Consider the following 25,359-nt stretch of genomic DNA (forward strand, 5'->3'; position numbering starts at 1 on the left):
GACGATGTCGCCCTCCGCCTTGCCGAGGCGGGAGGCCAGGAAGCCCTGGGTGTCGCCGTCGGCGATGAAGCAGATGTCGTGCGAGTCGGGCTTCTTGGCCACGGCCAGGCCCCTGCGCTCGGCCTCGGCGCGGATCTCGTCCTTGGTGGTGACGGTGTCGCCGAGCGGGAACAGCGCGTGGGCGAGCTGCCGGTCGTCCAGGACGCCGAGGACGTACGACTGGTCCTTGGCCATGTCGGAGGCGCGGTGCAGCTCGCGGGTGCCGTCCTCGCGCACGATCACCTGGGCGTAGTGGCCCGTGCAGACCGCGTCGAAGCCCAGCGCGAGCGCCTTGTCGAGGAGGGCGGCGAACTTGATCTTCTCGTTGCAGCGCAGGCAGGGGTTGGGGGTGCGGCCGGCCTCGTACTCGGCGACGAAGTCCTCGACGACGTCCTCGCGGAAACGGTCGGCGAGGTCCCACACGTAGAACGGGATGCCGATGACGTCCGCGGCGCGGCGGGCGTCGCGTGAGTCCTCGATGGTGCAGCAGCCCCGCGCGCCGGTCCTGAAGGATTGGGGGTTGGCGGAGAGCGCGAGGTGGACGCCGGTCACGTCGTGGCCCGCTTCGGCCGCGCGGGCGGCGGCTACGGCGGAGTCGACACCGCCGGACATGGCGGCCAGGACGCGGAGGGGGCGGGGGCGCTGCGGGGTCTCAGTCATAACCCTTCCAGGGTAAGGGGGCGCGGGAACCACGGCCGCCGGGTATCCGTTGACGATCACATGGGAGAGCGGAAGGCTTCGAGGGACGGCGACCGGAAGGTCGGCCGCCGCGCGCTGCTGATCGGTGGCACGGTGGCCGCGGCGGGCTCCGCCGTGCTCGCCCGGGACGAGCTGGCGCGGCTGTGGTGGCGGACACCGGGCGTCGAGAAGCCGCGCGAAGAGGGCGCGGTCGACTACACGGGCGCGCGCTGGGTGGCGGCCTCCGAGGCGAACTGGCGCCGCGCGGACCGCCCGGACGACTTCGGCATAGACATGGTGATCGTCCATGTCACGCAGGGCAGCTTCGACAGCGCTGTGAAGGCCTTCCGGGACCCGGGGCACAAGGCGGCCACGCATTACATCGTCCGCCAGGACGGGCATGTCGCGCAGATGATCCGCGAGCTGGACGTGGCCTACCACGCGGGCAACCGCGACTACAACGAACGCAGTGTCGGCATCGAGCACGAGGGCTTCGTGGACCGCCCGCAGGACCTCACGGACGAGATGTACGAGGCCTCGGCCCGTCTCACGGCCCGGATCTGCGCCCGCTACGACATACCCGTCGATCGCGAGCACATCATCGGCCACGTGCAGGTCCCGGGCACGGACCACACGGACCCGGGGCCGCACTGGGACTGGGACAAGTACATGCGCCTGGTACGCCGGGCGCGCACGACACCGGCCTGACCGCAGGGGCCCGCTGTCTGAAGCCCCTTAGGTCAGTCCAGCCGCCCTCGCCCGTTCCACTGCCGGGCCGATGGCCTTCGCCAGGGCCTCGACGTCGGCCTCGGTGGAGGTGTGGCCGAGGGAGAAGCGCAGGGTGCCGCGGGCCAGGTCGGGGTCGGTGCCGGTGGCGAGGAGGACATGGCTGGGCTGGGCGACGCCGGCGGTGCAGGCGGAGCCGGTGGAGCACTCGATGCCCTGGGCGTCGAGGAGGAGCAGCAGGGAGTCGCCCTCGCAGCCGGGGAAGGTGAAGTGCGCGTTGGCCGGGAGGCGCCCCTCCGGGTCCGGGTCGCCGCCGAGGATCGCGTCCGGCACGGCGGAACGGACCGCGCTGACGAGGGAGTCGCGCAGGGCGCCGATCTCGCGGGCGAACCACTCGCGCTGCTCGGCGGCCAGCCGCCCGGCTACGGCGAAGGAGGCGATGGCCGGGACGTCGAGGGTTCCGGAGCGCACATGGCGTTCCTGGCCGCCGCCGTGCAGGACCGGCACGGGGGTGTGCTCACGGCCGAGGATCAGCGCGCCGATGCCGTAGGGGCCGCCGATCTTGTGGCCCGAGACCGTCATCGCGGCGAGTCCCGAGGCGGCGAAGTCCACCGGGACCTGGCCGAAGGCCTGGACGGCGTCCGAGTGCAGCGGCACTCCGAACTGGGCTGCCACGTCGGCGAGTTCACGGACGGGCAGGATCGTCCCGATCTCGTTGTTCGCCCACATGACGGTGGCGAGGGCCACGTCGTCGGGGTTGCGGGCGATCGCCTCGCGCAGGGTGTCCGGGTGGACGCGGCCGTGGGGGTCGACCGGGAGGTACTCGACGGTGGCGCCCTCGTGTTCGCCGAGCCAGTGCACGGCGTCGAGGACCGCGTGGTGCTCGACGGGGCTGGCGAGGACACGGGTGCGGGCCGGGTCGGCGTCACGGCGTGACCAGTAAAGGCCCTTGACGGCGAGGTTGTCGGCCTCTGTGCCGCCCGAGGTGAGGACGACCTCGCTGGGGCGGGCGCCGAGGGCTTCGGCGAGAGTCTCGCGGGCCTCCTCGACGGTGCGGCGGGCCTGCCTGCCGGATGCGTGGAGGGAGGACGCGTTGCCGGTGGCACCCAGCTGCGCGGTGAGCGCCTCTGCCGCCTCCGGGAGCATCGGGGTGGTCGCGGCGTGGTCGAGGTAAGCCATGGTGAGCCCGATTCTACGGCTCCCCTTCGACCGGCCTCAGAGCAAGGCTGGCCGAGCGTGAACCGCTTTCCGGCGCGGCGACGGCCCGTCGCCCTCGGGCCCGGCCGCGGCGTACCGGCGGACGGTTGTCCGACGGCGGCTCAGAAGCTCCACGAGATCGTGCTGTCGAACTCCATGAAGGCAGCGAGGACCAGCAGGTCGGCGATGCCCAGGCTCAGGCCGAGCCATGCGCGGCCGCGGCGCTCGGTGCCGCGCCACAGGGCGACGCTCGCCAGCGCGATGGCGATCGGGCCGAGGAAGAGGTTGAGCACGAGCAGGCCGAGCAGGCCGAGGACGAAGGACGCGACGGCCATGCCGTCGGTGTCACGGATGCCGGTGCGGTGCGAGGCCGGAGCGGTGAGCTGCATGATGATCGACTCCCGGAGTCGGTTCGAAGGGTGGCGGACGGTGTCAGTGGGCCTGCGTGTGGCGTCGGCGGCCGCGCTCGCGGACCGCGAAGATACCGAGCCAGACGGCGATGACGGCGCCTGCGGCCAGGGAGAACGTGAGCGGCGCGTGGGCCACGGTGCCCAGGACGACCCCCAGCAGCAGGAGTGCGGCGACGATGAACAGCATGGGAAACAGCCCCCAGAGTTTCGGTGAACGATTGCGGTTACAGTTGTTCACTGACTTCCCAGTCTAACGTCTCTCATGACTTTCCAATTCCAGAGAACAGTTGTTAACTGCATGTCATGAGTCACACCCTCGGCATCCGGCAGGCCCAGAAGCAGAAGACCCGGCAGGCACTCCTGGACGCGGCCCTGGCGCTGCTGGAGGAGCAGAGCCTGAGCAGCCTGGGACTGCGCGAGGTCACCCGCGCCGTCGGTGTCGCCCCGACCGCCTTCTACCGCCACTTCCGCTCCACGGCGGATCTGGGCGTGGCCCTGGTCGAGGAGGCGCTGGGCAGCCTGCACCCGATGATCCGGACGACGGTGTCCGCGACGGGTGACCCGGAGGAACGCGTCGCGCGCGCCATCGACCTGATCGCCCGTCACGTCGACGGGTACCCCGCCCATGTCCGGTTCATCGCCCGTGAACGACATGGCGGAGTCCAGCCGGTCCGGGAGGCGATACGGGAGCAACTGGCCCGCTTCGCCCAGGAGGTCGAGGTCGAGCTGGCCGAGGACCCGGTGTCGCGCGGCTGGAGCGAGGACGACCTGCTGATGCTCGCGCACCTCTACGTCGACCAGATGCTGAGCACGGCGTCGCTGTTCCTGGAGGTTCTGGAGGGGCCGGAGGAGGAGCGCGCGGACCGGACCCGGTACGTCACTCAGCTGGCGACCCGACAGATGCGGCTGATCGGCCTCGGCCGGCAGCACTGGCTGGACTGACACCCTCGCGCAAACGCGCAACGGGCAACGCGCAACGCACCCGCACCCGCACCCGCACCCGCACAGGGCACGACACACAGGGCACGACACACAGAACACAACGCACAGGGGCGACGCGCCCGTTCGCCGGACGCGCCGCCCCTGCCGCGCCCAGGTCGAGGGAGCCCTGAGGCGAGCACTCAACCAGCGCCGTAACCGTACGGGCCGACCCTGGGACCGCCCTGTGAACCGCCTGTCAGCGAGGGAAGGTTCAGCCCAGCCGGACCCGCGCCAGCTGCCGGGACTGCGCGACCAGCCGGTCCGCGCTGTCCCACACCTCGGCATCCTCCTCCAGGAAGCCGCCGGCGAGGTTGCGCGTGGTGATCGACACCCGCAGCGGACCCGGCGCCGGACGGCAGCGCACGTGCACGGTCAGCTCGACTGTGGGGACCCAGCCCTTCAGTCCGATCTCGAAGGCGGTGGGCGGCAGCGCGTCCACCGCGAGCAGCAGGGACAGCGGGTCGGGGTCGCGCCCGTCCGCGAGGCCGAACCAGGCCCGCATCTCGCCCTTGCCGGAGGGCTGACCGAGGGCCCAGCCCAGGGTCGAGGGGTCGAGCTTGAGCATCAGCCGGTCGGTGATGGCCGAGCTGCCGTCGACCGGGGCGGGTCCGTCTTCCGGGCCGAAGCAGTGCTCCATCGGCGGGATCGCGGGCGGCCGGGCGGTCGTACGGACGTCGTCGGGCAGGGTGTCCAGGTCGCCGTAGGAGGCCAGCACGCGGATGCGTTCCACCTCGCGGCCCTCGTCGTCGTACTGGAGGAGGGAGGCCTGGCCGGTCGAGAGGGTACGGCCGGTGCGGACGACGTCCGTGCGGACGACCGCCGGACCGGGCTGTGACGCGGTCAGGTAGTGCGCCGAGATCGTGAAGGGGTCGGCGTGCGGGAGGGCGTCCGCGAGGGCGCGTCCCAGGACGGCCAGCAGGTAGCCGCCGTTGACGGCGCTGATGATCGTCCAGCCGGCGGAGAGGTCGATGTCGTAGACGCCGGGTGCGCGGCGGGTGAGCGCGGTGTCGCGGTCGAACTCGCTGTCGCCGATCGTGGCCCGGGTGGCCGGGGCGGTGGCTGCTTCTGGCATGGCTGAACAGTACAAGACGTTACTACTAAGCGGTAGCTTTGCCTGCGCGCAGGCCTGGGCCATGCCTGATCATGCCTGGTCACGCCTTGGCGAGACACGGGCATCCTCGGTAAGTGTCCGACTCGTACCCGGCCCGTCACGGCAGGACGGGCTGTTCCTCCTCGCTCACCGTCGAGCGCCGGTGCCACGCCCGCGGAGCTCGCCAGTGGTACCGCATCGCGAGCAGGCGCAGTACGAAGGCGGTGATCACCGCGAGAGAGCTGGTGAGCGGGTTCAGGGCGTCGTAGCGGATGCACAGGGCGGCGAGGGCGGAGCCGACGATGGCCGGGACGGCGTACAGGTCGCGGTCCCAGCGCAGCAGCGAGGGCACCTCGTTGGCGAGCACGTCCCGCAGTACACCGCCGCCCACGGCGGTGGTCAGCCCCAGTCCGGCCGAGGCGGTCAGGCCGAGCCCGTACTCGTAGGCCTTGATCGTGCCGACGACGCAGAACAGGCCGAGGCCGGCCGCGTCGAAGACGTTGACCGCGACCTGGATGCGTTCGACCTGGGGGTGCAGGAAGAAGACGAGGAGCGTGGCGAGCAGCGGGGTGAGGAAGTACCCCAGGTCCGTGAAGGCGGCGGGCGGTACGGCTCCGATGACCAGGTCGCGGAAGAGCCCGCCGCCCAGCGCGGTGACCTCGGCGAGGACGGCCATGCCGAACACGTCGAAGTTCTTGCGCACGGCCAGCAGGGCGCCGGAGATCGCGAAGACGAAGATGCCGATCAGGTCGAGCGTGTGCTGGACGGACGGGCTGAAGAGTTGCTGGAGCACCCGAACATTTTTACCTGCCGGAGCGCCTCTGCCTTAATTCTCAAGGCAGAGGCGCTCCGGCAGGGCCGGGTCACTTGCCCTCGGGCTCCTTCGAGGCAGACTTCTTCGCCACTTCCTCAGCGGGTTCCTCCGCCTCCGTCTCGGCAGCCTCCCCGGAGGCTTCCGGCTCCCTCTCCGCCGCCACCGCCGCCGACGTCTGTGCCGACTCGGCCAGCACCTCGTCGGCGACCAGTGCCGCCGCCTCCTTGGCCACGGACAGCAGCACCGTGTCCTGCGGCTGCTGGTCCTCGAAGTTCTCCGGGTGGTGGCACGCCACCCGCTGGCCGGGCCGCAGTTCCGCCAGCGGCGGCTCGGTCGTCGTGCAGACCTGCGTCGCCTTCCAGCACCGGGTGTGGAAGCGGCAGCCGCTCGGCGGGGCGATCGGTGAAGGCACGTCACCGCGCAGCAGGATGCGCTCGCTCTTCGCCGTACGTCGCTTGGGATCCGGGATCGGCACCGCCGACATCAGCGCCTTGGTGTACGGGTGCATCGGCGACGTGTAGAGCGCGTCCCGGTCGGCGAGTTCGACGATCTTGCCGAGGTACATCACCGCGACGCGGTCGGACACATGCCGTACGACGGAGAGGTCGTGGGCGATGATCACGTACGTCAGGCCGAGCTCGTCCTGGAGGTCGTCCATCAGGTTCACGACCTGCGCCTGGATCGACACGTCGAGCGCGGACACCGGCTCGTCCGCCACGACCATCCGCGGCTTCAGTGCGAGCGCCCGGGCGATGCCGATGCGCTGACGCTGACCGCCGGAGAACTCGTGCGGATAGCGGTTGTAGTGCTCCGGGCTCAGACCCACCAGTTCCAGGAGGCGCTGGACCTCCTTCTTGACCCCGCCCTCGGGCTCGACGCCCTGGAGCCTGAACGGCGCGGAGACGATCGTGCCGATGGTGTGCCGGGGATTCAGCGAGCCGTACGGGTCCTGGAAGATCATCTGTACGTCGCGGCGCAACGGGCGCATCCCGCCCGTGCCGAGGTGCGTGATGTCCGTACCGTCGAACTCGATCTTCCCGCCGCTGGGTTCGAGCAGCCGGGTGATGAGACGGCCCATGGTCGACTTGCCGCAGCCGGACTCGCCGACGACCCCGAGGGTCTCGCCGCGGCGGACCTCGAAGTCGATGCCGTCCACGGCCTTGACCGCCCCGACCTGCCGCTGCAGCAGGCCCTTCTTGACGGGGAAGTGCTTGACCAGTCCCTCGACCTTGAGCAGCGGTTTCTCGTCTGCGGCCGGCTTCTCGGTCCGCGCGGCCGACGTCCCGGCCCGGGTCTCAGTCTCGCTCACAGCTTCGGCGCAATCTCTTCGGTCCAGATCCGGCTGCGGTCTTCCTGCGACAGGTGGCAGGCGACGTGGTGCCTGCCGCCGACCTCGCGCAGCTCCGGGCGCTCGGTGCGGGTGACCCCGCCATCGGGGACGTCCGCGTACGGGCAGCGCGGGTGGAACGCGCACCCCGACGGGACGTTGATGAGGCTGGGCGGCTGGCCCTTGACCGGGATGAGCCGGTCGGTCTGCGCCCGGTCGATGCGCGGCATCGAACCGAGCAGCCCCCAGGTGTAGGGGTGCTGCGGCTCGTAGAAGATCTTGTCGACCGGGCCGCGCTCCACGCATCGCCCGCCGTACATCACGAGGATGTCGTCGGCGATCTCGGCGACCACGCCGAGGTCGTGCGTGATGATGATGACGGCGGAGCCGAACTCCTTCTGCAGGTCCCGGATGAGGTCCAGGATCTGCGCCTGCACGGTGACGTCGAGGGCCGTGGTCGGCTCGTCCGCGATCAGCAGTTCCGGGTTGTTGACCAGGGCCATGGCGATCATGGCACGCTGGCGCATACCGCCGGAGAACTCGTGCGGGTAGTTGTCGAACCGCTTGGCAGGCTCGGGAATGCCGACCCGGTCGAGCAGTTCGACGGCACGCTTGCGGGCGGTCTTCTTGTCGACCTTGTTGTGGACGCGGTACGCCTCGACGATCTGGTTGCCGACCGTGTAGTACGGATGCATCGCGGACAGCGGGTCCTGGAAGATCATCGCCATCTCGCGGCCGCGCAGCCGGCGCACCTCGTCGGGGCTCGCCGAGACGAGCTCCTTGCCGTCGAGCCAGATCTCCCCGGACATCTGCACGTTCTTGCCCCGGTTGCCCAGGCGGTGCAGACCAAGGACGGCCAGCGAGGTCACGGACTTGCCGGAGCCGGACTCGCCCACGATGCCGAGGGTCTTGCCCTTCTCCAGCTGGAAGGAGAGGCCGTCGACGGACTTCACCAGGCCGTCGTCGGTGGGGAAGTGCACCTTGAGGTCGCGCACGTCCAGGAAGGCCCGGGGGGTCCCGCCTGCGGGCGTGGGCTCGCCGACGGCGGCCTCGGTCTTGGACAGTTCGGTCACGAGAGCCTCACCCGCGGGTCGATCGTGGCGTACAGCAGGTCCACCACAAGGTTCATGAAGACGACGAAGAACGCCGCGAGCAGGGTCACCCCGAGGATCGGGGGCAGGTCGTTGGCGGTGATCGCCTGGACCGCGTACTCACCGATGCCGTGCAGGGAGAACACCGTCTCGGTGATGACGGCACCGCCGAGCAGCAGGCCGATGTCCATGCCGAAGACCGTCACCAGTGGCGTCAGCGCGGCCCGCAGACCGTGTCGGACCACGACCTTGCGCTCGCGCAGGCCCTTGGCCCGGGCGGTTCGGATGAAGTCCTCGTTCATTGTCTCCAGCATGCCCGAGCGGGTCAGCCGGGCGTAGATGGCCGAGTAGAGCAGGGCCAGCGAACACCACGGCAGGAACAGGGTGTTGGCCCACTGGGAGGGGTTCTCGGTGAAGGGGACGTACGTCCTGCCGAAGATCTCCAGCTTGTAGCTGAACAGCAGCAAGGCCAGCTGACCGGTGAAGAACATGGGCAGGGAGACGCCCGCGAGCGCCACGCCCATGGCGGACCGGTCGAAGAACGAGCCCGGCTTGAGCGCGGAGACCACTCCGGCCGCGATACCGCCGACCAGCCACAGCACGGCGGCGCCGACGGCCAGCGAGAGGGTGACCGGGAGTCGCTCGGTCAGCTGGGGCCAGACCTCGATGTGGTCCTTGAAGGAGTAGCCGAAGCAGGGGGCGTCACAGCGGACCGTGCTGGGGCCGAGGTCGTACGTGGCGCCGGAGACGATCCCCTTGATGAACTCCCAGTACTGGACGTAGACCGGCTGGTCGAGCCCGAGGTTCCGCTTGACCGCCGCGATGTCCTCGGGGGTGGGGTTCTTGCCGATGTACTGCTGCGCCAGCTGGTCGGGGGTCTGCCCTGCGAGCTTCGGCAGGATGAAGAAGATGCCGAAGGTGACCGCGGTGACGACGAGCAGCAGGAGCAATGCCGCGATCGTCCGGCGGATGATGTACGAGATCACGAGGACCGGCGCCGGCGCCCGCGGAGGACGAACTCCGCGGGCGCCAATGCCTTCACCTGCCTTCCGGGGCTACTTCTCGGCGGTACCGACGTTGAGGTAGTCGTACTGACCGCTCCAGGCGGACGACGACACCAGGTTGGTGGCGTGCGGGGTGCGGTACAGCAGGACCTTGAAGTAGGTCAGCGGAACGATGGCGGCCTGCTCCATGACCTTCTTGTCGACCTCGGTGTACGCCTTGGTGCGGGCGGCCTCGTCGGTGTTGCCGATCGCGTCGTCCAGCAGCTTGTTGATCTCGGGGTTGTCCAGCTGGGACAGGTTGCTGTTACCGGACTGGCTGATGGCCTTGCCGTGCACGATCTGCTGCAGGAAGCCGTAGCCGGTCGGCCAGTCGGCACCCCACTGCATCATCATCAGACCGATGTTGTTCTTCTCGCCGAACTTGGGCACGCCCGCGTAGTCGGAGAAGTACTTGCCGGACGGGTACTGCTTGATGTCCGCCTGGATGCCGACCTTCTTCAGCGCGCCGACGATCGCGGTGGCCGCGTCGACCTCGCCCTGCCGGTCGGTGCGGGCCGAGATGGAGGTCTTGAAGCCGCCCTCCTTGCCGCACGCCTTCAGCTGCTCCTTGGCCTTGGCCACGTCGCCCTTGCTGTCCTTGGTGGCGTACAGGTCGGTCTTCTCGTAACCCGTGACGTCGGTGGGCAGGACGGTGGTGGCGATGTCACCGCGGATCGGGCCGCCCATCGCGGTCTGAACGGCGGTCTTGTCGATCGCGTACTCGACGGCCTTGCGGCATTCGACCTTGTCGAACGGCGCCAGCTTGGTGTTGATCGCCGCGTAGATCAGGCGACCGCCCGGCGCGTTGTCCGTGTTGGCCATCTCGGCCTTGTCGTTCAGGATCTGCGCCTGGGTCTGCGCGTCGACACCGGTGCCCTGGATGTCGATCATGGTGTCCCCGGACATCACGTCCTTGTCGATCGTGGCCTTGTTGACCTTGAGGTTCACCACGATCTTGTCCGGGTACTGCTTGCGCAGCGGGTCGGTCTTGGCGTCCCACTCGGGGTTGCGGACCAGGACGATCTGCTTGCCCTCCTCGTACTTCTCGAACTTGTACGAGCCGGAGGAGACGACCTTCTTGGTGTAGTCCACACCCGTGTCCTTGGCCCGCGGCACGGGGGCCGTCTGCGGGGCACTGACCAGGTAGTCGAACTCGGAGAACGGCTTGTTCAGGTGGAAGACGATCGTGTGGTCGTCCGGGGTCTCGATGGACGAGAGGCCCTTGTCGCTCTTGTCCTTGTAAGGGCCCTCGTACTTGTCCGGGTCGTCCAGCAGCTGCTGGAAGTAGTTGGGACCGAGGGAGAGCACGTCACGGGCGAAGTTCGAGCGCTCCACGGCGTACTTGACGTCCTTCGAGGTGACCGCGGTCCCGTCCTCGTGCTTGACGCCCTGGCGGATCTTGTACGTCCAGGTCTTGCCGCCGTCGCTGGGCGTGCCCTTGCCCTCGGCGAGGTCCGCGACGAGTTCGTTGCCCGCCTCACCGGGACCGGGCTTGAAGGTCATCAACGGACGCGCGTAGAGACGGCTGAAGTTGTAGCCGTAGGCGTAGTACATGTTGCCCGGGTCCAGGGACTCGGGAGCGTCGGAGCTCGCATAGGTGACCGTGCCGCCCTTGTGGGTGGACGTGTTCACCACTCCCTTGGTCGCGGCGTTCGCACCGGCGCCCTTGCGAGTGTCGGAGCCTTCGTCGGCCTTGCTGCAGCCCGCAAGAAGCAGGCCGGCACTACTGGCGACCGCAACCGCGGCCATTGCTGACCTTCGCATGATGGTCGGATTCCCCTTCGTAGTTGGACAGTTGGGCGGGACGTTCGGGACGCAGCCGGGCGTCGCAGCCGCGGACGTCAGCGGCTGCGGGGGTCAAGTGCGTCCCGGAGGCCGTCACCGAGGAGGTTGAAGGCCAGCACCGTGATGAAGATCGCGAGGCCGGGAACGATCATGTACTGCGGGTCGACCTCGAAGAAGTCGACGGCTTGGTTGAGCATTCCTCCCCAGGACGCCTGGGGCGGCTGGATGCCCACGCCGAGGAAGCTCAGCGAGGCTTCGAAGAGGATGTTCGTCGGGATGAGCAGCGTCGAGTAGACGACGATCGGCGCGACGAGGTTGGGCAGCAGTTCCTTGAAGAGGATGTACGGGCCGCCGGCCCCCATCCCCCGGGAGGCGTCGACGAACTCCCGCTCACGCAGGGCCAGGGTCTGACCGCGCACGATGCGCCCCATGTACGGCCAGTTGAAGAAGCCGATGACGAAGATCAGCACGGAGATGTGCAGGGGCAGTCCTTCGAGGCCGAAGGCGCCACCCTGGAGCGTCGCGGAGATGGCGATGGCGAAGAGGAGAAGCGGGAAGGCCAGGAAGGTGTCCATGAGCCGGCTGACGACGGTGTCGACCCGTCCGCCGTAGTAGCCGGCGACCAGGCCCATGACGGTGCCGATGACGACGGACAGCAGCGTCGCACCGAAGGCGACGACCAGGGAGACCCAGGAGCCCTCCAGGATGCGGGCGAGGATGTCACGGCCGAACTTCGGCTCGACGCCCAGCGGGTGGTCCCAGCTCATCCCTCCGAAGTCACCCTTGGGCAGGGAGGTGTTCGGATCGATCAGGTCCTGGTGGAAGGCGTTCGGGTCGAGGCCCAGCAGCGCCTGGATCGGACGGGACAGCGCCGCCACGAGGATGAGCAGCACGACAACGATGCCACCCACCACCGCCACCTTGTCGCGCTTGAAACGGGTCCAGGCGATCTGCCCGAGAGACCGTCCCTCGATGTGCCGGGACTTCACACCCGCCAGCACGGCCTCCGGCTGGGCCTCGGCCTGCGATCCGGTGGTCTCGATCGGTGCCGTCACAAGTGCCCTGCCCCTTCTCGCCGGTGGTCACCGGCCCCCTTGCCCACCATTGTCGGCGGCTTGATCCACTGTGGCGATGGCGTGGCGTCCGCAGATGGTACGGCCACCGTCGGGCCGATCCTTCGCTCGGTAGCGCTCACAGGATCGACGGCCTCGCGCCTGAGAGGCGAGTCTTCAACGCGCTTACGATCACACGCCAGGCCTGGTGGAGAATGTATGCGCAACCGTGATGCCGACTGAGGGATTCCGTTATCCGGACACGCGAGCACGTGGTCCGGACGATACGGCGTTGAAACCTGCACATCGCACGCAAAGCACCCGGCGCCCGCCGGCTGGACGGCCGAGGTGGCAACGGCCGTTGCGGCGACGTCGGATGCGGCGACGCCGATCCGGTCCGGGTCAGTACCTGCCCTGGGCCGGCGGGTATCCGTAGCCGGAGGCCGGGGCCTGAACGGGGGCGGTGGCGTGGGCCTCGCGGTCGTAGAAGGGGCGCGCCTTCGCGCGGAGCCACATGGCGACCGGGTCGTGCTCGTCGGACATCGCGACGGTCGACACGGGGAGCCCGTCCGGCACGGCGCCGAGGGACTGCTGCATCATCGCGCGCACGGAGTCCACGGCCGGCGGCGAGGTGTCGTACACGTCCAGTCCGATGGCGAGGTACGGCGCCCCGAGCGCGGGCTGCACCCAGGCGCGGCGCAGCGAGCGGACGGCCGGGGTGCGGTGGGCGTTCTGCGCGAGCAGGGCGTAGAACTGCGGGATCTCGATGGCGGGTTCGGACAGCCGCAGGGGGCCCGCGGGCTGGCGGTCCAGGCCGGTGGCGATCCGGCGCAGGTCGAGCCAGGGGATGCCGACGCCTCCGCCGGGGGCGTGCGGATTGAGCCAGAGACCGTAGTGGTCGGGGTAGAGCGCACGGGCGACGTCGACGCCGTCGACCACCTCGTAGGAGCGGTTCCAGCCGCTGGCGGAGAGCTCCTGGGCGGAGGTCACGCAGGGGGCGTAGCCGTGGCCGTCGACGTCCATGTTTCCGTACTGGGCGTCCGGTGAGCCGGCCTGGCCGTGCCACAGGAGCATCCAGATCTGGCCGCTGTGCGGGGTCGCGAGCGCGCGCAGGAGAGCCTCGTAGGCGTCGTAACGCCCGGGCGTGACCTGGCGCAGCATGTGCTCGACCTGTCCGGCCGCGGCCGTGCCGCTCGCGCTCACCTTTACCGCCCCTTCGTACAACGCCTCGACGGTGCCCTAGCTTAAGCCCGCGGGGGAGCCCCCGGGGATGGACGCCGTCGGGCGGGTGCGGGTTGTGTGTGGTTGATCGCGCCGTTCCTCGCGCCCCTGAGCGGGCTGCCCTACCGCTGGTAGAAGGGCCGGACCCGGTCCCGCATCCAGACGCCCACCGGGTCCTCCGCCACGTCCAGGAGGACGAGGTTGACCGGCCAGGGGGCCGGGACAGCGGTGACGGCACGGGTGAGGGCGTCCAGGGGGAGGGCGCGCAGGTCGCCTTCCCACCGGGAGAGTTCGACGCCGACGAACATCACGGGGTCGGCGGTCTCGATGGCCGCGAGGCAGCGCCGGGCCGTGACGACGACACCGGTCGCCTCGAACTCGGCGGAGGCGGCGGCGAGGAAGTCAACGGGGTCCTCCTGCCAGTCGGGCTCGAAGAGGCGGACCCGGCCGCCGCTCGCGTGACCGTCCAGCGAGGTCCGGCCGGCCCGGCACAGCTCGGCCACCGCGGGCGGCGGCAGCGGGATGCCGACCACACCACCCGGGTTGATGGCGATGCCCGCGTGCGGGGGCAGACCGCGGGCGAACTCCACGGCGGGCGCGATGGTGTACGACATGTGGGAGCCCACGACCTGGCGGAACTGCTCCTCGGAGCTGAACACCGGCACGAACGCCTGACCGTCGATCTCGATGCCGGGCAGGTCGAGGGGGCCGCTGTGCGGGCCGCCGCCGTTGGGCAGCGGAATCCACACGAAACTCCGGCCGAGCACCTCGACGATCCGCCCGCCGGCCGCCGGTCCGGCGCCGAGGGAGGCCGAGAGCACCTCCTCCAGCTCGTTGCCGGGCCAACCGCCGTGCGGGTGGGTCTGCGTCTGCGCCGGGAAGTCCGCGGAGAAGCCCGCCGGGATGTCCATCTGCCTACCGCCTGCCTGGAACCACTGCTGTGGGTCACAGGCTAACGGCTGCCGGACTCCGCGGGGCATGGGGAATACGGCCCTGTGGACGACGGCGTGGGCTCAGCCCGTGAAGCCGACTCCGGGTGGACGACGGCGTGGGCTCAGCCCGTGAAGCCGACTCCGGGTGGACGACGGCGTGGGCTCAGCCCGTGAAGCCGATTCTGTGGAGGGCGTTCGCCGCGTCGCGGTCGGCGAGGACGGCCGAGCCGCAGCCCGAGGGGAGGTCGCCGCGTTCCACCGCGCGCAGGATGCGGGTGCTTGCCGCGCGGTGGCGCAGGAACGCGTAGCGCGAGACGCCGCGGCCCCGGTCGCGCTGGCCGGCCAGGGCCTGCTCGGGGGTGACGTCGAGGAGGAGCAGGTGGAGCGTGCCGCCCCGGCGGCGGGCCTCACGGGCGAGCCAGCGGCGGACCCAGGCCTGCGTGCCGCAGTCGTGCACGACGACGGCCTCCCCGGTGCGCAGGGCGCGGCGCAGCCCGGCGTAGTGGGAGAGGCGGACGAGCGGACGGTAGAGCGCGTACGGCAGGGCGCGCGGCATGCGGCGCTCCCAGCGGTCGCGGGTGTCCTGGGAGTCGATGCGCCCGCCCGGCACGGTCCGCCGCATCAGCGTGGACTTGCCGCTGCCGGGCAGCCCCGTGACCACGACGAGGTCGCGGGGGCCGAACAGCAGCGCGTGCGGGCCGCACCCGGGGCGCTCGCGCAGATCGCGGACGACCGGCGCCGGCACCGGGGCGCGGACCGCCCGGACCGGAACGGCGGCCGGCTGCTCGGGCAGCGCGATGCCCGTCGTCGCGTACGCGGTGGTCCTGTTCACCGTGATCGTCCTCCCCTGGGGCCAGGTACGGAGTCCCATCCCCGCCGAGTGTAAAGAGAAGGTAATGCCGCGGGCCTCTCATTTACGTGCTCGTCCTGCAACAGGGCTGCTACAGGTCGCCGTGTCCGGCGGGCGGGACTCGTGCACTCCCTGGGAAAGGTCCCCCTGCCGCGCCCGAAGGATGCGTGCAATGATGTGCGCGCCAACTGCATACCGGCCGTTTGAATCCGCGCGGGAGAGTCTCCAGCACCGCAAGAGCTGGGGCGCCGAAGGAGCAAGTCCCTCCCTTGAATCTCTCAGGCCCCGTTACCGCGCGGGCGAGGCACATCTGAAAAGCGGGCCTCCCCCTGTCTCGGGCAGGGCGTGGTCCCACCCAAGGTGCAAGCCATGGACCGGCGCGGTCATGGCGAACCTCTCAGGTTCCGATGACAGATGGGGAGGAACGCCCTCGCCCTCCCCACGCTCGAACGAGCTCGAGCGGGAGGTACCCCATCGCCCCTGGGAGACGACCGACCGTGAGCAGTACAGGAGAACTCCGTCACACCGCGCTCGATGCCCTGCATCGTTCGCTCGGCGCGACGATGACCGACTTCGCCGGCTGGGACATGCCCCTGCGCTACGGTTCCGAGCGCGACGAGCACATCGCCGTGCGCACGAAGGCCGGCCTTTTCGACCTCTCCCACATGGGTGAGATCACCGTCACCGGCCCGCAGGCCGCCGCCCTGCTCGACTTCGCGCTGGTGGGCAACATCGGCGGCGTGAAGCCGGGCCGGGCCCGCTACACCATGATCTGCCGGGCCGACGGCGGCATCCTGGACGATCTGATCGTCTACCGCCTCGGCGACACCGAGTACATGGTCGTCGCGAACGCCTCCAACGCCCAGGTGGTCCTGGACACGCTGACCGAGCGCGCCGCCGGCTTCGACGCCGAGGTGCGCGACGACCGGGACGCCTACGCGCTGATCGCCGTACAGGGCCCGCAGTCGCCCGGGATCCTGAAGTCCCTGACCGACGCCGACCTCGACGGTCTGAAGTACTACGCCGGGCTGCCCGGCACGGTCGCGGGCGTCCCGGCCCTGATCGCCCGGACCGGCTACACCGGTGAGGACGGCTTCGAGCTGTTCGTGAAGCCCGAGCACGCCGTCGAGCTGTGGCAGGGCCTGACCAAGGCCGGCGAGGGCGCCGGTCTGGTCCCCTGCGGGCTGTCCTGCCGCGACACGCTGCGTCTGGAGGCGGGCATGCCGCTGTACGGGCACGAGCTGTCGACCTCCCTCACTCCCTTCGACGCCGGGCTCGGCCGGGTGGTGAAGTTCGAGAAGGAGGGCGACTTCGTGGGGCGCGAGGCCCTGCGCGAGGCCGCCGCCCGCGCCGAGCGGAATCCGCCGCGCGTGCTGGTCGGGCTCGTCGCCGAGGGCCGCCGGGTGCCGCGCGCCGGGTACGCGGTCGTCGCCGGCGGCGAGGTGGTCGGCGAGGTCACCTCCGGCGCCCCCTCCCCCACCCTCGGCAAGCCGATCGCGATGGCGTACGTCGACGCCGCGCACGCCGCGCCCGGCGCGAGTGGCGTGGGCGTGGACATCCGGGGCAGTCACGAGCCGTACGAGGTCGTGGCGCTGCCGTTCTACAAGCGCCACAAGTAGACACTGGCCCAAGGGCCGCGACAGCGCCCCTGTGCCCGTCGTCCCAGCTCACCAGCAGTCCCCCCTTCCACAGCACTCCCGCGCGTACAGGAGAATCCAGGCCATGAGCAATCCCGAAGAGCTGCGCTACAGCAAGGAGCACGAGTGGCTGTCGGCCGCCCAGGACGGCGTCTCGACGGTCGGCATCACGGAGCACGCGGCCAACGCGCTCGGCGATGTCGTGTTCGTCCAGCTTCCCGAGGTCGGTGACTCCGTGTCCGCCGGCGAGACCTGCGGCGAGCTGGAGTCGACCAAGTCGGTGTCCGACCTGTACTCCCCCGTGTCCGGTGAGATCACCGAGGTCAACGAGGACGTCGTGAACGACCCGTCGCTGGTGAACTCGGCCCCCTTCGAGGGCGGCTGGCTGTTCAAGGTGCGGATCACGGACGAGCCGGGCGACCTGCTCTCCGCCGCCGAGTACACCGCGTTCTCCGCGGGCTGAGGGAGTCGTATGTCCGTCCTGAACACACCCCTGCACGAGCTCGACCCGGCGGTCGCCGCCGCGGTCGACGCCGAGCTGCACCGCCAGCAGTCGACGCTGGAGATGATCGCCTCGGAGAACTTCGCTCCGGTCGCGGTCATGGAGGCGCAGGGCTCGGTCCTCACCAACAAGTACGCCGAGGGCTACCCGGGGCGCCGCTACTACGGCGGCTGCGAGCACGTCGACGTGGTCGAGCAGATCGCGATCGACCGCATCAAGGAGCTGTTCGGCGCCGAGCACGCCAACGTGCAGCCGCACTCGGGCGCCCAGGCCAACGCGGCAGCGATGTTCGCGCTGCTCAAGCCGGGCGACACCATCATGGGCCTGAACCTCGCCCACGGCGGGCACCTGACGCACGGCATGAAGATCAACTTCTCCGGCAAGCTCTACGACGTCGTCGCCTACCACGTGGGCGACGACGGCCGGGTCGACATGGCCGAGGTGGAGCGGCTGGCGAAGGAGTCCCGGCCGAAGCTGATCGTCGCCGGCTGGTCGGCGTACCCGCGGCAGCTGGACTTCGCGGAGTTCCGCCGGATCGCGGACGAGGTCGGCGCGTACCTGATGGTCGACATGGCCCACTTCGCGGGGCTCGTGGCGGCCGGGCTGCACCCGAACCCGGTGCCGCACGCGCACGTGGTGACCACCACGACCCACAAGACCCTGGGCGGCCCGCGCGGCGGTGTGATCCTCTCCACGGCCGAGCTGGCCAAGAAGATCAACTCCGCTGTCTTCCCCGGTCAGCAGGGTGGCCCGCTGGAGCACGTGATCGCCGCCAAGGCGGTGGCCTTCAAGGTCGCCGCCTCGGAGGACTTCAAGGAGCGCCAGCGCCGTACGCTGGACGGTGCCCGCATCCTGGCCGAGCGTCTGGTGAAGGACGACGTCCGGGCCGTGGGCGTGGACGTCCTGTCCGGCGGCACGGACGTGCACCTGGTCCTGGTGGACCTGCGCCACTCGGAGCTGGACGGCCGGCAGGCCGAGGACCGCCTCCACGAGGTGGGCATCACCGTCAACCGGAACGCGATCCCGAACGACCCGCGTCCGCCGATGGTGACGTCCGGTCTGCGGATCGGCACACCGGCCCTGGCGACCCGGGGCTTCTCGACCGAGGACTTCGCGGAGGTCGCGGACGTCATCGCCGAGGCGCTGAAGCCGGCCTACGACGCGCAGGCCCTCAAGGCCCGCGTGAAGGCGCTGGCCGACAAGCACCCGCTGTACCCGGATCTGAACAAGTAGCGGGTCCGAAGGAGTAGCGGGCCCGAGCAAGTAGCGGGCCCGAGCAAGTAACGGATCTGAACACGTAGCGGGTCCGAACAACTAATGAAGAAACCTTTCGGGTGCCGCGCCCGCCACCAGCGGTCGCGGCGCCCACCCCCTCTGCACCACCCCGTAGTCAGGAGTTCCCCGTGGCCATCTCGGTCTTCGACCTGTTCTCGATCGGCATCGGCCCGTCCAGCTCCCACACCGTCGGCCCGATGCGGGCGGCAGGCCTGTTCGTACGGCGGCTGCGCAACGAGGAGTTCCTGGACTCCGTCGCCTCGGTCCGCGCGGAGCTGTACGGCTCGCTCGGCGCGACCGGCCACGGCCACGGCACGCCCAAGGCGGTGCTGCTCGGCCTGGAGGGCGACTCGCCCCGCACGGTGGACGTGTCGAGCGCGGACGAGCGGGTGGAGGCGATCAAGGCCGGCGGGCGGCTCAACCTGCTCGGCGAGCACGAGATCGCGTTCTCCTTCGACGACGACATGGTCCTGCACCGCCGCAAGGCCCTGCCGTACCACGCGAACGGCATGACGCTGTGGGCGTACGACGCCTCGGGCGCGGAGCTGCTCGCGAAGACGTACTACTCGGTCGGCGGCGGCTTCGTCGTCGACGAGGACGCGGTCGGGGCGGACCGCATCAAGCTCGACGACACCGTGCTCAAGTACCCCTTCCGCACCGGCGACGAGCTGCTGCGCCTGGCCGAGGAGACGGGCCTGTCCATCTCCGCGCTGATGCTGGAGAACGAGCGGGCCTGGCGCACCGAGGAGGAGATCCGCGCGGGCCTGCTGGAGATCTGGCAGGTCATGCGGGACTGCGTGGCGCGCGGACTGTCCCAGGAGGGCATCCTGCCGGGCGGCCTCAAGGTGCGCCGCCGGGCCGCGAACACCGCGCGCAAGCTGCGCTCCGAGGGCGACCCGCTGGCCCTCTCCATGGAGTGGATCACGCTCTACGCCATGGCGGTCAACGAGGAGAACGCCGCCGGCGGCCGGGTCGTCACCGCCCCCACCAACGGCGCCGCCGGCATCATCCCGGCGGTCCTGCACTACTACGTCAACTTCGTGCCGGGCGCCGATGAGGAGGGCGTGGTCCGCTTCCTGCTCGCCGCGGGCGCGATCGGCATGCTCTTCAAGGAGAACGCCTCCATCTCCGGTGCCGAGGTCGGCTGCCAGGGCGAGGTGGGCTCCGCCTGCTCGATGGCCGCGGGCGCCTTGGCCGAGGTGCTCGGCGGTTCGCCGGAGCAGGTCGAGAACGCCGCCGAGATCGGCATGGAGCACAACCTCGGTCTCACCTGCGACCCGGTCGGCGGCCTGGTACAGATCCCCTGCATCGAACGCAACGGCATGGCCGCGGTCAAGGCCGTCACCGCCGCCCGCATGGCCATGCGCGGCGACGGCTCCCACAAGGTGTCCCTGGACAAGGTCATCAAGACGATGAAGGACACCGGCGCGGACATGTCGGTGAAGTACAAGGAGACGGCCCGGGGCGGGTTGGCCGTCAACATCATCGAGTGCTGACCGCTTCCCGGCCGACGGCCTGACGACTGTCACATCTCCCTCCTAAGCTGGGCCCTTCGAGCACCAGGGGGTGGGACGCAGTGACGAGGCGGGCGGACAGCGTCGAGGTGGTGGCGGCGGTGCGGCGGGTGTTCCGCGACGGGCTGCTGAGCGGGAAGTCCGCGTTCGCGCGGGAGGTGCCGGCCTGGAGTCGGGCCACGGCCGCCGATCTGCGCGCGCGGTTCGTGGACCGGCCGGACGAGTCCTCGGACACGTTCCTGGTCAAACTGCGCCGGCAACTCGACGGCGCCCCGGACGCGACCGTCGTGCTCGCCGCCGAGTTGCTGTTCGTGAACATGGCACCGCTCGTGCCCGAGCAGATCGGGCGGGCCAAGAAGCGGCAGATCCTCGGCGAGGTGCTGTCCTGGGCCGACCGCCCGGTGACCGTTCCGGCGGACCTGGAGCCGGGCCTGACGGGTTTCATGAACGGCGGCCAGGGCTTCCTGAACTACCGCTGGGCGCAGTTCCAGATCCTGGTGCTGCTGGTGGAGCGGCTCGCGGGGATGACAGGCGCGGAGCGGGAGGCGACGCTCGAGGACCCCTACGGCTTCAGGGATCTGTGCCTCGACGTCCAGGAGACCGTCGGGCACAAGAAGGGGCGTGCGCAGATCCACGTCCTGCTGTTCCTGCTCTTCCCCGACACCTACCAGCCGATCGCCAGCGCCCAGCACAAGCAGGAGATCGTCAAGGCGTTCGCCGACGAGCTCCTCGAACCCGGCGGGGACGCCGACCGCGACCTGCTGGAGCTGTGCCGGACGCTCCAGGCACAGACCGGAGAACCGGTCGACTTCTACGACGAGCGCTGGGTGGGCCGATGGCGCAAGGGCGCCGTCGAGCACGAGCAGCGCGGCTGGATGGTGCGCGGGTACAACGTGGACGGGCGCAACTTCATCCCGGACTGGCTGCGGCGCGGCTACTGCTCGATGGCCTGGCGGGAGATCCCGGAGGTCGCCGCCGGCTCCACGAAGCAGGACGTCCAGCGGGCCGTCGCCGAGGCGATGCCCGAGGCCGGCGCCCAGCTGCGCGGACAGGCCGCGTACCAGCTGCACGCCTTCCTCACCCTGATGCGGCCGGGTGACCTGGTCGTCACCGTCACCCCGGACGAGGTGCACGTCGGCACGGTCCAGGGCCCGGCGGAGTACGACACCTCGGACGGGCCGGACAACGCCCGGCGCCGCCCGGTGAGCTGGGCCACCGCCGAGCGGCCGCTCGTCCGCGCGGAGCTGCCCGAGCGGGTGCAGGCCCGGCTGCCGCTGCCGCCGACGCTCTACGACGTCAGCAGCATCGCCGCCGAACTCGCCGAGCGGGCCGGCCTGGAGGACGTCGTCGCCGAGGAACTCGTCGACGTCGACGTCACCAAGCCACTGGAACTGCCACCCGTCACCGAGGAGCTGGCCGCGCAACTGCTGATGCCGCCGGTCTGGCTCCGGGAGACCGCCGAGCAGCTCCAGGAACAGGGGCAGCTCGTCTTCCACGGCCCGCCCGGCACCGGGAAGACCTACCTGGCCCGCGCCCTCGCCCGGCATCTCGCCGGGCCCGACCGGGTCGAACTCGTGCAGTTCCACCCCTCGTACACCTACGAGGACTTCTTCGAGGGCTTCCGTCCCGTCCGGGGCGAGAACGGCTCGGTCGTGTTCGACGTGGTGCCCGGGCCGTTCCGGCTGCTCGCCGAGCGTGCCGCGAAGGACCCGTCCAACCCGTACGTCCTGATCGTCGACGAGATCAACCGGGCCAACCTGGCGAAGGTCTTCGGCGAGCTGTACTTCCTGCTGGAGTACCGCGAGGAGCCCGTCACCACCCAGTACAGCCCGCACGCCCCGTTCACCCTGCCGCGCAACCTGTTCCTCGTCGGCACGATGAACACCGCCGACCGTTCGATCGCCCTGGTCGACGCGGCGATGCGACGCCGGTTCGCCTTCCGCCGCCTCTCCCCCGAGAAACCGCCGGTCCAGGGCCTGCTGGACCGCTGGCTGCGGGAGCACGGCCTGCCGGACACCGCCGCACGGCTGCTGGACGAACTCAACACCCGGCTCGGCGACGCGGACCGGGCGATCGGGCCGTCGTACCTGATGAAGCCCGCCGCGGCCCGGCCGGAGGGACTCGACCTCGTCTGGCGTACCCAGATCCTGCCCCTGCTGGAGGACCAGCTCTACGGCACCGGGATCGACGTGGAGGAGGAGTACGGCCTGCCCGTGCTGCGTGCGGCGCTCGGGCGGGCCCCGGAGGAGGCGTGACCGGCCTCGTCCTGACCGTTCCGGAGACCGGCCCCGGCCTCGTGCGGGAGCTGACGGGTGACCAGCTCGCCGGGCTGCTCGCCGTGCCGGGCCTGGTGCGGCTGACCCCTGCGGCGGGCGGACGCTGGCGCCTGCGCGGCAACCAGAGGGCCGGGCTGGTCCGGCTGCGCACCCCGTCCGGCGGGACCGTCCAGCTCCATCTGCGCCCCAAACTCCCCGTCCGGGACCTGCTGTTCCTGCTCTCCTACTCCTCCGACGACCCCTGGCGGCCCGAGCCGGTCGACGCGGCCGAGTCGGACGAACTCCTCCCCGCGGTCGCCGACCTGCTCGCCAGCACGGCACGCCGCACCCTCGACGCCGGGGTGCTGCACGGCTACCGCACGGTCGAGGAGGACCTGCCCCTGATCCGCGGCCGGATCCGCACGGCGGACCAGCTGCGCCGGGTCGGCCTGCCGCTGCCCGTCGCCGTGCGCTACGACGACCACACCCCCGACATCGCCGAGAACCGCGTCCTGCTCACGGCCCTGGGCCTGGCCGCCCGGCTGCCGGGCGTCTCCGTACGCACCCGCCAGGCCCTGCACCACCTCGCCGGTCACCTTGCGGGCGTCCGCCCCCTCCACCCCGGCGCACCGCTGCCCCGCTGGACACCGAACCGCCTCAACTCCCGCTACGCACGCGTGCTGCGGCTCGCGGAGCTGGTGCTGTCCGCCCGTTCCGTCCAGCCGGAGGGCGGCAGCCCCGTCGCGGCGGAGGGCTTCCTGCTCCACCTGCCGGACGTGTTCGAGCGGTTCCTCACGGTCGCGCTCGGCGACGTCCTGACCCGCCGGGGCGTCCGGTGCGCCGGGCAGGAGGGGCACCACCGGCTGGACGAGGCCCGCCGGGTGCGGCTGCGGCCGGACATCGTGCTGTACCGGGCGGGCCGTCCGGTCGGCGTGGTCGACGCGAAGTACGTGTTCCTCGACAGGGCCGCGCCCTCCGCCGACCACCTCGGCCAGCTGCTCGGCTACTGCAGCGCGCTCGGTCTGCCGCACGGCCACCTGGTGTATGCCGCCACCACCCAGGACGGGCCCACGGACCACGTCATCCGGCGCGCCGGCATCACCGTCACCGCCCACACCCTGGACCTCGCCCTCCCACCGGCCGGGCTCCTGTCGGCCGTCGGGGACCTGGCGGACCGGATCACCGCGACGGCGGCGGACACCCGTCCCATGGTTCACCCAAGTTGACGTTTCCACGTCATGCCACGGCAGGCCCTGCCAAGGTGGTGGACACCAACTCCCCTCCCCCACAGCACTTCAGGGAGCCCTCATGCTGCGAGGCATCGATGTGAGCGCCTACCAGTCCTCCACCTACGGCACCGACGGCCTCTCCTTCGTCTTCGTCAAGGCGACGGAGGGGCGCTCCTACGTCAATCCCAAACTCGCCGCCCAGACCAAGCGGGCCCGGGACGCCGGGCTGGTCGTCGGCTTCTACCACTTCCTGTGGCCCGGCAACCTCGGCGCCCAGGCCGAGTACTTCGTGAGCAGGGCCCCGGACCGGGCGGGCGACATCCTCGCCGTCGACTGGGAGACGACCAGCAACGGGACGCACGCGAGCAACGCGGAGAAGGACCTGTTCATCCGCAAGCTGAAGGACCTCCGGCCGGACAACCAGGTGGTCCTCTACTGCAACCGGCACTTCTGGCTGAATGTCGACACGACCTCCTACGCGGGCGACGGACTGTGGATCGCCGACTACGTCGCGGCGGGCAAACCCCGTATCAAGGCCAAGTGGCGCTTCCACCAGTACACCGACGACCCGCTCGACAAGAACGTGGCCGACTTCGAGAGCCGGGCGGCGCTGCGGAGGTGGGCGGAAGCCCCCTGATCCGCCTCAGCCGCTGAACTCCGGCGTGCGCTCCGGAGACGCCTCCGCCAGGGCCTTCGTGACGCCCTCGCGCAGGCCGTAGACCGGGGTGCCGGGCTGCTGGCGCCAGGAGTCGTCGAGGCCGCCCGCGTCGACGGTGTCGAAGCCGAGGGCGTCGATCAGGTCCCGTACCTTGCGCTTGGCCGCCTCGTCGTCGCCGGCCACCGGCAGGGCCATGCGGCCGGGGTCGCCGGCGGGGAGCGGGCGGTCCAGGATGTCCTGGGCGAAGGTGCCGTTGAACGCCTTGATCACCGGGTGGCCGAGGTGCCGTTCCGTCCAGCGGCTCTCGGTGAGGACGTCGTCCTCGATCCCGGCGATCCTGCCGTCGCGCTGCTGCGGGTAGTAGTTGCCGGTGTCGATGACCGCGACGCCGTCCGCGGCGCCGTCGAACAGGCCGGAGGGGAGGTCCGGGACCGCCTTGAGCGGGATGGTGACCACGACGATCTCGGCGCCCCGCGCCGCCTCCCCGACCGTCACGGGCGTCGCGCCGGTCTCCTCCGCGAGGGCCGTGAGCGTCTCCGGTCCCCGGGAGTTGGCGACGGACACGTCATGGCCGAGGGCGGTGAGCCGCCGGGTCAGATTGCCGCCGATGTTGCCCGCGCCGATGATGCCGATCTTCATGTCCTCGCCTAGCCCTTCCGGAGCCGAACGGTGCCTCGTGGAGCCTCGTGCCCAGGGTCAACCCGCGGGTCGGGGGCCCTATTCCGCGTCCGGAGAGGGCTCTGGTGCAGTTCGCTCCGGGCATGGCGAGGGGCCCGGTCCGACGATCACGGACCGGGCCCCTTCGCTCGGCTGCGGCCGGGCGGCCTACTTGTTCAGGTAGGCCCAGAACTCGTCGAAGCTCAGGCGCTTGTCGCCGTCGAGGTCGCGGGTCTTGATGACGACCTCGGCGACCGACTCGGTGACGTTCCAGTCGCCCGACTTGGCCAGGGTGCTCTTGAACTCGGCAGCGGTGATGAATCCGTCACCGTCCGTATCGATCCGCTCGAACTGCTTGCGTGCTTCCTCGATGTCCGCCACCGATCCGCCCCTCAT

General features: G+C 70.5%; 25 protein-coding genes and 1 riboswitch. Of the genes, 9 read left to right on the forward strand and 16 right to left on the reverse strand.

All coding sequences use genetic code 11. From position 1 onward, the window contains the following. Window positions 1-699: tRNA 2-thiouridine(34) synthase MnmA (mnmA, locus tag ACFY9S_RS37695; RefSeq protein ID WP_391138163.1), on the reverse strand; the 699-nt coding region annotated here is incomplete at its 3' end. Window positions 700-759: 60 nt separating this feature from the next. Between mnmA and ACFY9S_RS37700 the strand changes: the two genes are divergently transcribed. Beyond that, a complete protein-coding gene (locus tag ACFY9S_RS37700; RefSeq protein ID WP_391138166.1) occupies window positions 760-1,425 on the forward strand; it encodes an N-acetylmuramoyl-L-alanine amidase in 666 nt (221 codons plus the stop codon). A 27-nt stretch (window positions 1,426-1,452) separates the two neighbouring features. Here the strand turns inward: ACFY9S_RS37700 and ACFY9S_RS37705 are convergent, their stop codons facing one another. The 3 genes from ACFY9S_RS37705 to ACFY9S_RS37715 form a co-directional block, all read right to left on the reverse strand. Continuing rightward, complete coding sequence (locus ACFY9S_RS37705) at window positions 1,453-2,622, reverse strand: aminotransferase class V-fold PLP-dependent enzyme (protein WP_391138169.1); 1,170 nt, start codon at window positions 2,620-2,622, stop codon at window positions 1,453-1,455. A gap of 140 nt (window positions 2,623-2,762) precedes the next feature. Further along, window positions 2,763-3,029: a DUF4190 domain-containing protein gene (locus ACFY9S_RS37710; protein WP_391138172.1), complete on the reverse strand. Its 267-nt coding sequence runs from the start codon at window positions 3,027-3,029 to the stop codon at window positions 2,763-2,765. A 43-nt stretch (window positions 3,030-3,072) separates the two neighbouring features. Continuing rightward, window positions 3,073-3,237 carry a hypothetical protein gene (locus ACFY9S_RS37715; RefSeq protein WP_107308391.1) on the reverse strand — a complete coding sequence of 55 codons (165 nt, stop codon included), beginning with the start codon at window positions 3,235-3,237 and terminating at the stop codon, window positions 3,073-3,075. A gap of 116 nt (window positions 3,238-3,353) precedes the next feature. On the opposite strand from ACFY9S_RS37715, the gene ACFY9S_RS37720 reads away from it, so the two are divergent. After that, entirely contained in the window at window positions 3,354-3,992 is a 639-nt protein-coding gene (locus tag ACFY9S_RS37720; RefSeq protein WP_391138175.1) for a TetR family transcriptional regulator, read from the forward strand. Between the two features lie 250 nt (window positions 3,993-4,242). Here ACFY9S_RS37720 and ACFY9S_RS37725 read toward each other — a convergent pair whose 3' ends face one another. The 10 genes from ACFY9S_RS37725 to ACFY9S_RS37770 all read right to left on the reverse strand — a co-directional run bounded on the left by ACFY9S_RS37725 (window position 4,243) and on the right by ACFY9S_RS37770 (window position 15,218). After that, complete coding sequence (locus ACFY9S_RS37725) at window positions 4,243-5,103, reverse strand: acyl-CoA thioesterase domain-containing protein (RefSeq protein ID WP_391138177.1); 861 nt, start codon at window positions 5,101-5,103, stop codon at window positions 4,243-4,245. 136 nt (window positions 5,104-5,239) lie between these two features. Further along, the gene (locus ACFY9S_RS37730) at window positions 5,240-5,914 is read right to left on the reverse strand and encodes a trimeric intracellular cation channel family protein (RefSeq protein WP_102908740.1); all 675 of its coding nucleotides are present in this window, start codon (window positions 5,912-5,914) and stop codon (window positions 5,240-5,242) included. 70 nt (window positions 5,915-5,984) lie between these two features. Further along, window positions 5,985-7,244 (reverse strand): dipeptide ABC transporter ATP-binding protein, encoded by a 1,260-nt coding sequence (locus ACFY9S_RS37735; RefSeq protein ID WP_391138180.1) that lies wholly within the window; start codon window positions 7,242-7,244, stop codon window positions 5,985-5,987. Continuing rightward, the gene (locus ACFY9S_RS37740) at window positions 7,241-8,335 is read right to left on the reverse strand and encodes an oligopeptide/dipeptide ABC transporter ATP-binding protein (RefSeq protein WP_391138183.1); all 1,095 of its coding nucleotides are present in this window, start codon (window positions 8,333-8,335) and stop codon (window positions 7,241-7,243) included. The genes ACFY9S_RS37735 and ACFY9S_RS37740 overlap by 4 nt, the downstream gene beginning before the upstream one ends. Continuing rightward, window positions 8,332-9,339: an ABC transporter permease gene (locus tag ACFY9S_RS37745; RefSeq protein WP_102908737.1), complete on the reverse strand. Its 1,008-nt coding sequence runs from the start codon at window positions 9,337-9,339 to the stop codon at window positions 8,332-8,334. Before ACFY9S_RS37745 ends, ACFY9S_RS37740 begins: the two co-directional genes overlap by 4 nt. Before the next feature lie 69 nt (window positions 9,340-9,408). Beyond that, window positions 9,409-11,160 (reverse strand): ABC transporter substrate-binding protein, encoded by a 1,752-nt coding sequence (locus ACFY9S_RS37750; protein WP_391138186.1) that lies wholly within the window; start codon window positions 11,158-11,160, stop codon window positions 9,409-9,411. A 77-nt stretch (window positions 11,161-11,237) separates the two neighbouring features. Continuing rightward, complete coding sequence (locus tag ACFY9S_RS37755) at window positions 11,238-12,236, reverse strand: ABC transporter permease (RefSeq protein WP_102908735.1); 999 nt, start codon at window positions 12,234-12,236, stop codon at window positions 11,238-11,240. A gap of 399 nt (window positions 12,237-12,635) precedes the next feature. Next, a complete protein-coding gene (locus ACFY9S_RS37760; protein ID WP_391138189.1) occupies window positions 12,636-13,436 on the reverse strand; it encodes an enhanced serine sensitivity protein SseB C-terminal domain-containing protein in 801 nt (266 codons plus the stop codon). 140 nt (window positions 13,437-13,576) lie between these two features. Further along, complete coding sequence (locus ACFY9S_RS37765) at window positions 13,577-14,365, reverse strand: enhanced serine sensitivity protein SseB C-terminal domain-containing protein (protein ID WP_391138192.1); 789 nt, start codon at window positions 14,363-14,365, stop codon at window positions 13,577-13,579. Window positions 14,366-14,549: 184 nt separating this feature from the next. Continuing rightward, window positions 14,550-15,218 carry an AAA family ATPase gene (locus ACFY9S_RS37770; protein ID WP_391138195.1) on the reverse strand — a complete coding sequence of 223 codons (669 nt, stop codon included), beginning with the start codon at window positions 15,216-15,218 and terminating at the stop codon, window positions 14,550-14,552. 222 nt (window positions 15,219-15,440) lie between these two features. After that, window positions 15,441-15,540, forward strand: a riboswitch (glycine riboswitch). 193 nt (window positions 15,541-15,733) lie between these two features. Between ACFY9S_RS37770 and gcvT the strand changes: the two genes are divergently transcribed. The 7 genes from gcvT to ACFY9S_RS37805 all read left to right on the forward strand — a co-directional run bounded on the left by gcvT (window position 15,734) and on the right by ACFY9S_RS37805 (window position 24,285). Beyond that, entirely contained in the window at window positions 15,734-16,855 is a 1,122-nt protein-coding gene (gcvT, locus tag ACFY9S_RS37775) for a glycine cleavage system aminomethyltransferase GcvT (protein ID WP_391138198.1), read from the forward strand. Window positions 16,856-16,958: 103 nt separating this feature from the next. Continuing rightward, entirely contained in the window at window positions 16,959-17,336 is a 378-nt protein-coding gene (gene gcvH, locus ACFY9S_RS37780) for a glycine cleavage system protein GcvH (RefSeq protein ID WP_391138200.1), read from the forward strand. A 9-nt stretch (window positions 17,337-17,345) separates the two neighbouring features. Further along, window positions 17,346-18,608, forward strand: a complete 1,263-nt coding sequence (gene glyA / locus ACFY9S_RS37785; RefSeq protein ID WP_391138203.1) for a serine hydroxymethyltransferase — start codon at window positions 17,346-17,348, stop codon at window positions 18,606-18,608. A gap of 170 nt (window positions 18,609-18,778) precedes the next feature. After that, a complete protein-coding gene (locus ACFY9S_RS37790) occupies window positions 18,779-20,146 on the forward strand; it encodes an L-serine ammonia-lyase (RefSeq protein WP_391138206.1) in 1,368 nt (455 codons plus the stop codon). An 80-nt stretch (window positions 20,147-20,226) separates the two neighbouring features. Then, entirely contained in the window at window positions 20,227-22,419 is a 2,193-nt protein-coding gene (locus tag ACFY9S_RS37795; RefSeq protein ID WP_391138209.1) for an AAA family ATPase, read from the forward strand. After that, window positions 22,416-23,645, forward strand: coding sequence for an McrC family protein (locus tag ACFY9S_RS37800; protein ID WP_391138212.1), 1,230 nt, complete (start codon window positions 22,416-22,418; stop codon window positions 23,643-23,645). The genes ACFY9S_RS37795 and ACFY9S_RS37800 overlap by 4 nt, the downstream gene beginning before the upstream one ends. 82 nt (window positions 23,646-23,727) lie before the next feature. Next, on the forward strand, window positions 23,728-24,285 hold the full coding sequence (locus ACFY9S_RS37805; RefSeq protein ID WP_391138215.1) for a GH25 family lysozyme: 558 nt from the start codon (window positions 23,728-23,730) through the stop codon (window positions 24,283-24,285). A gap of 6 nt (window positions 24,286-24,291) precedes the next feature. Here the strand turns inward: ACFY9S_RS37805 and ACFY9S_RS37810 are convergent, their stop codons facing one another. Then, a complete protein-coding gene (locus tag ACFY9S_RS37810; protein WP_391138218.1) occupies window positions 24,292-24,945 on the reverse strand; it encodes an NAD(P)-binding domain-containing protein in 654 nt (217 codons plus the stop codon). Window positions 24,946-25,131: 186 nt separating this feature from the next. Further along, window positions 25,132-25,344 carry an EF-hand domain-containing protein gene (locus tag ACFY9S_RS37815; protein WP_102908724.1) on the reverse strand — a complete coding sequence of 71 codons (213 nt, stop codon included), beginning with the start codon at window positions 25,342-25,344 and terminating at the stop codon, window positions 25,132-25,134. Between the last annotated feature and the right edge of the window lie 15 nt (window positions 25,345-25,359).

This window comes from Streptomyces sp. NPDC012474 (genome assembly GCF_042955185.1).
Lineage (GTDB): Bacteria > Actinomycetota > Actinomycetes > Streptomycetales > Streptomycetaceae > Streptomyces > Streptomyces cahuitamycinicus.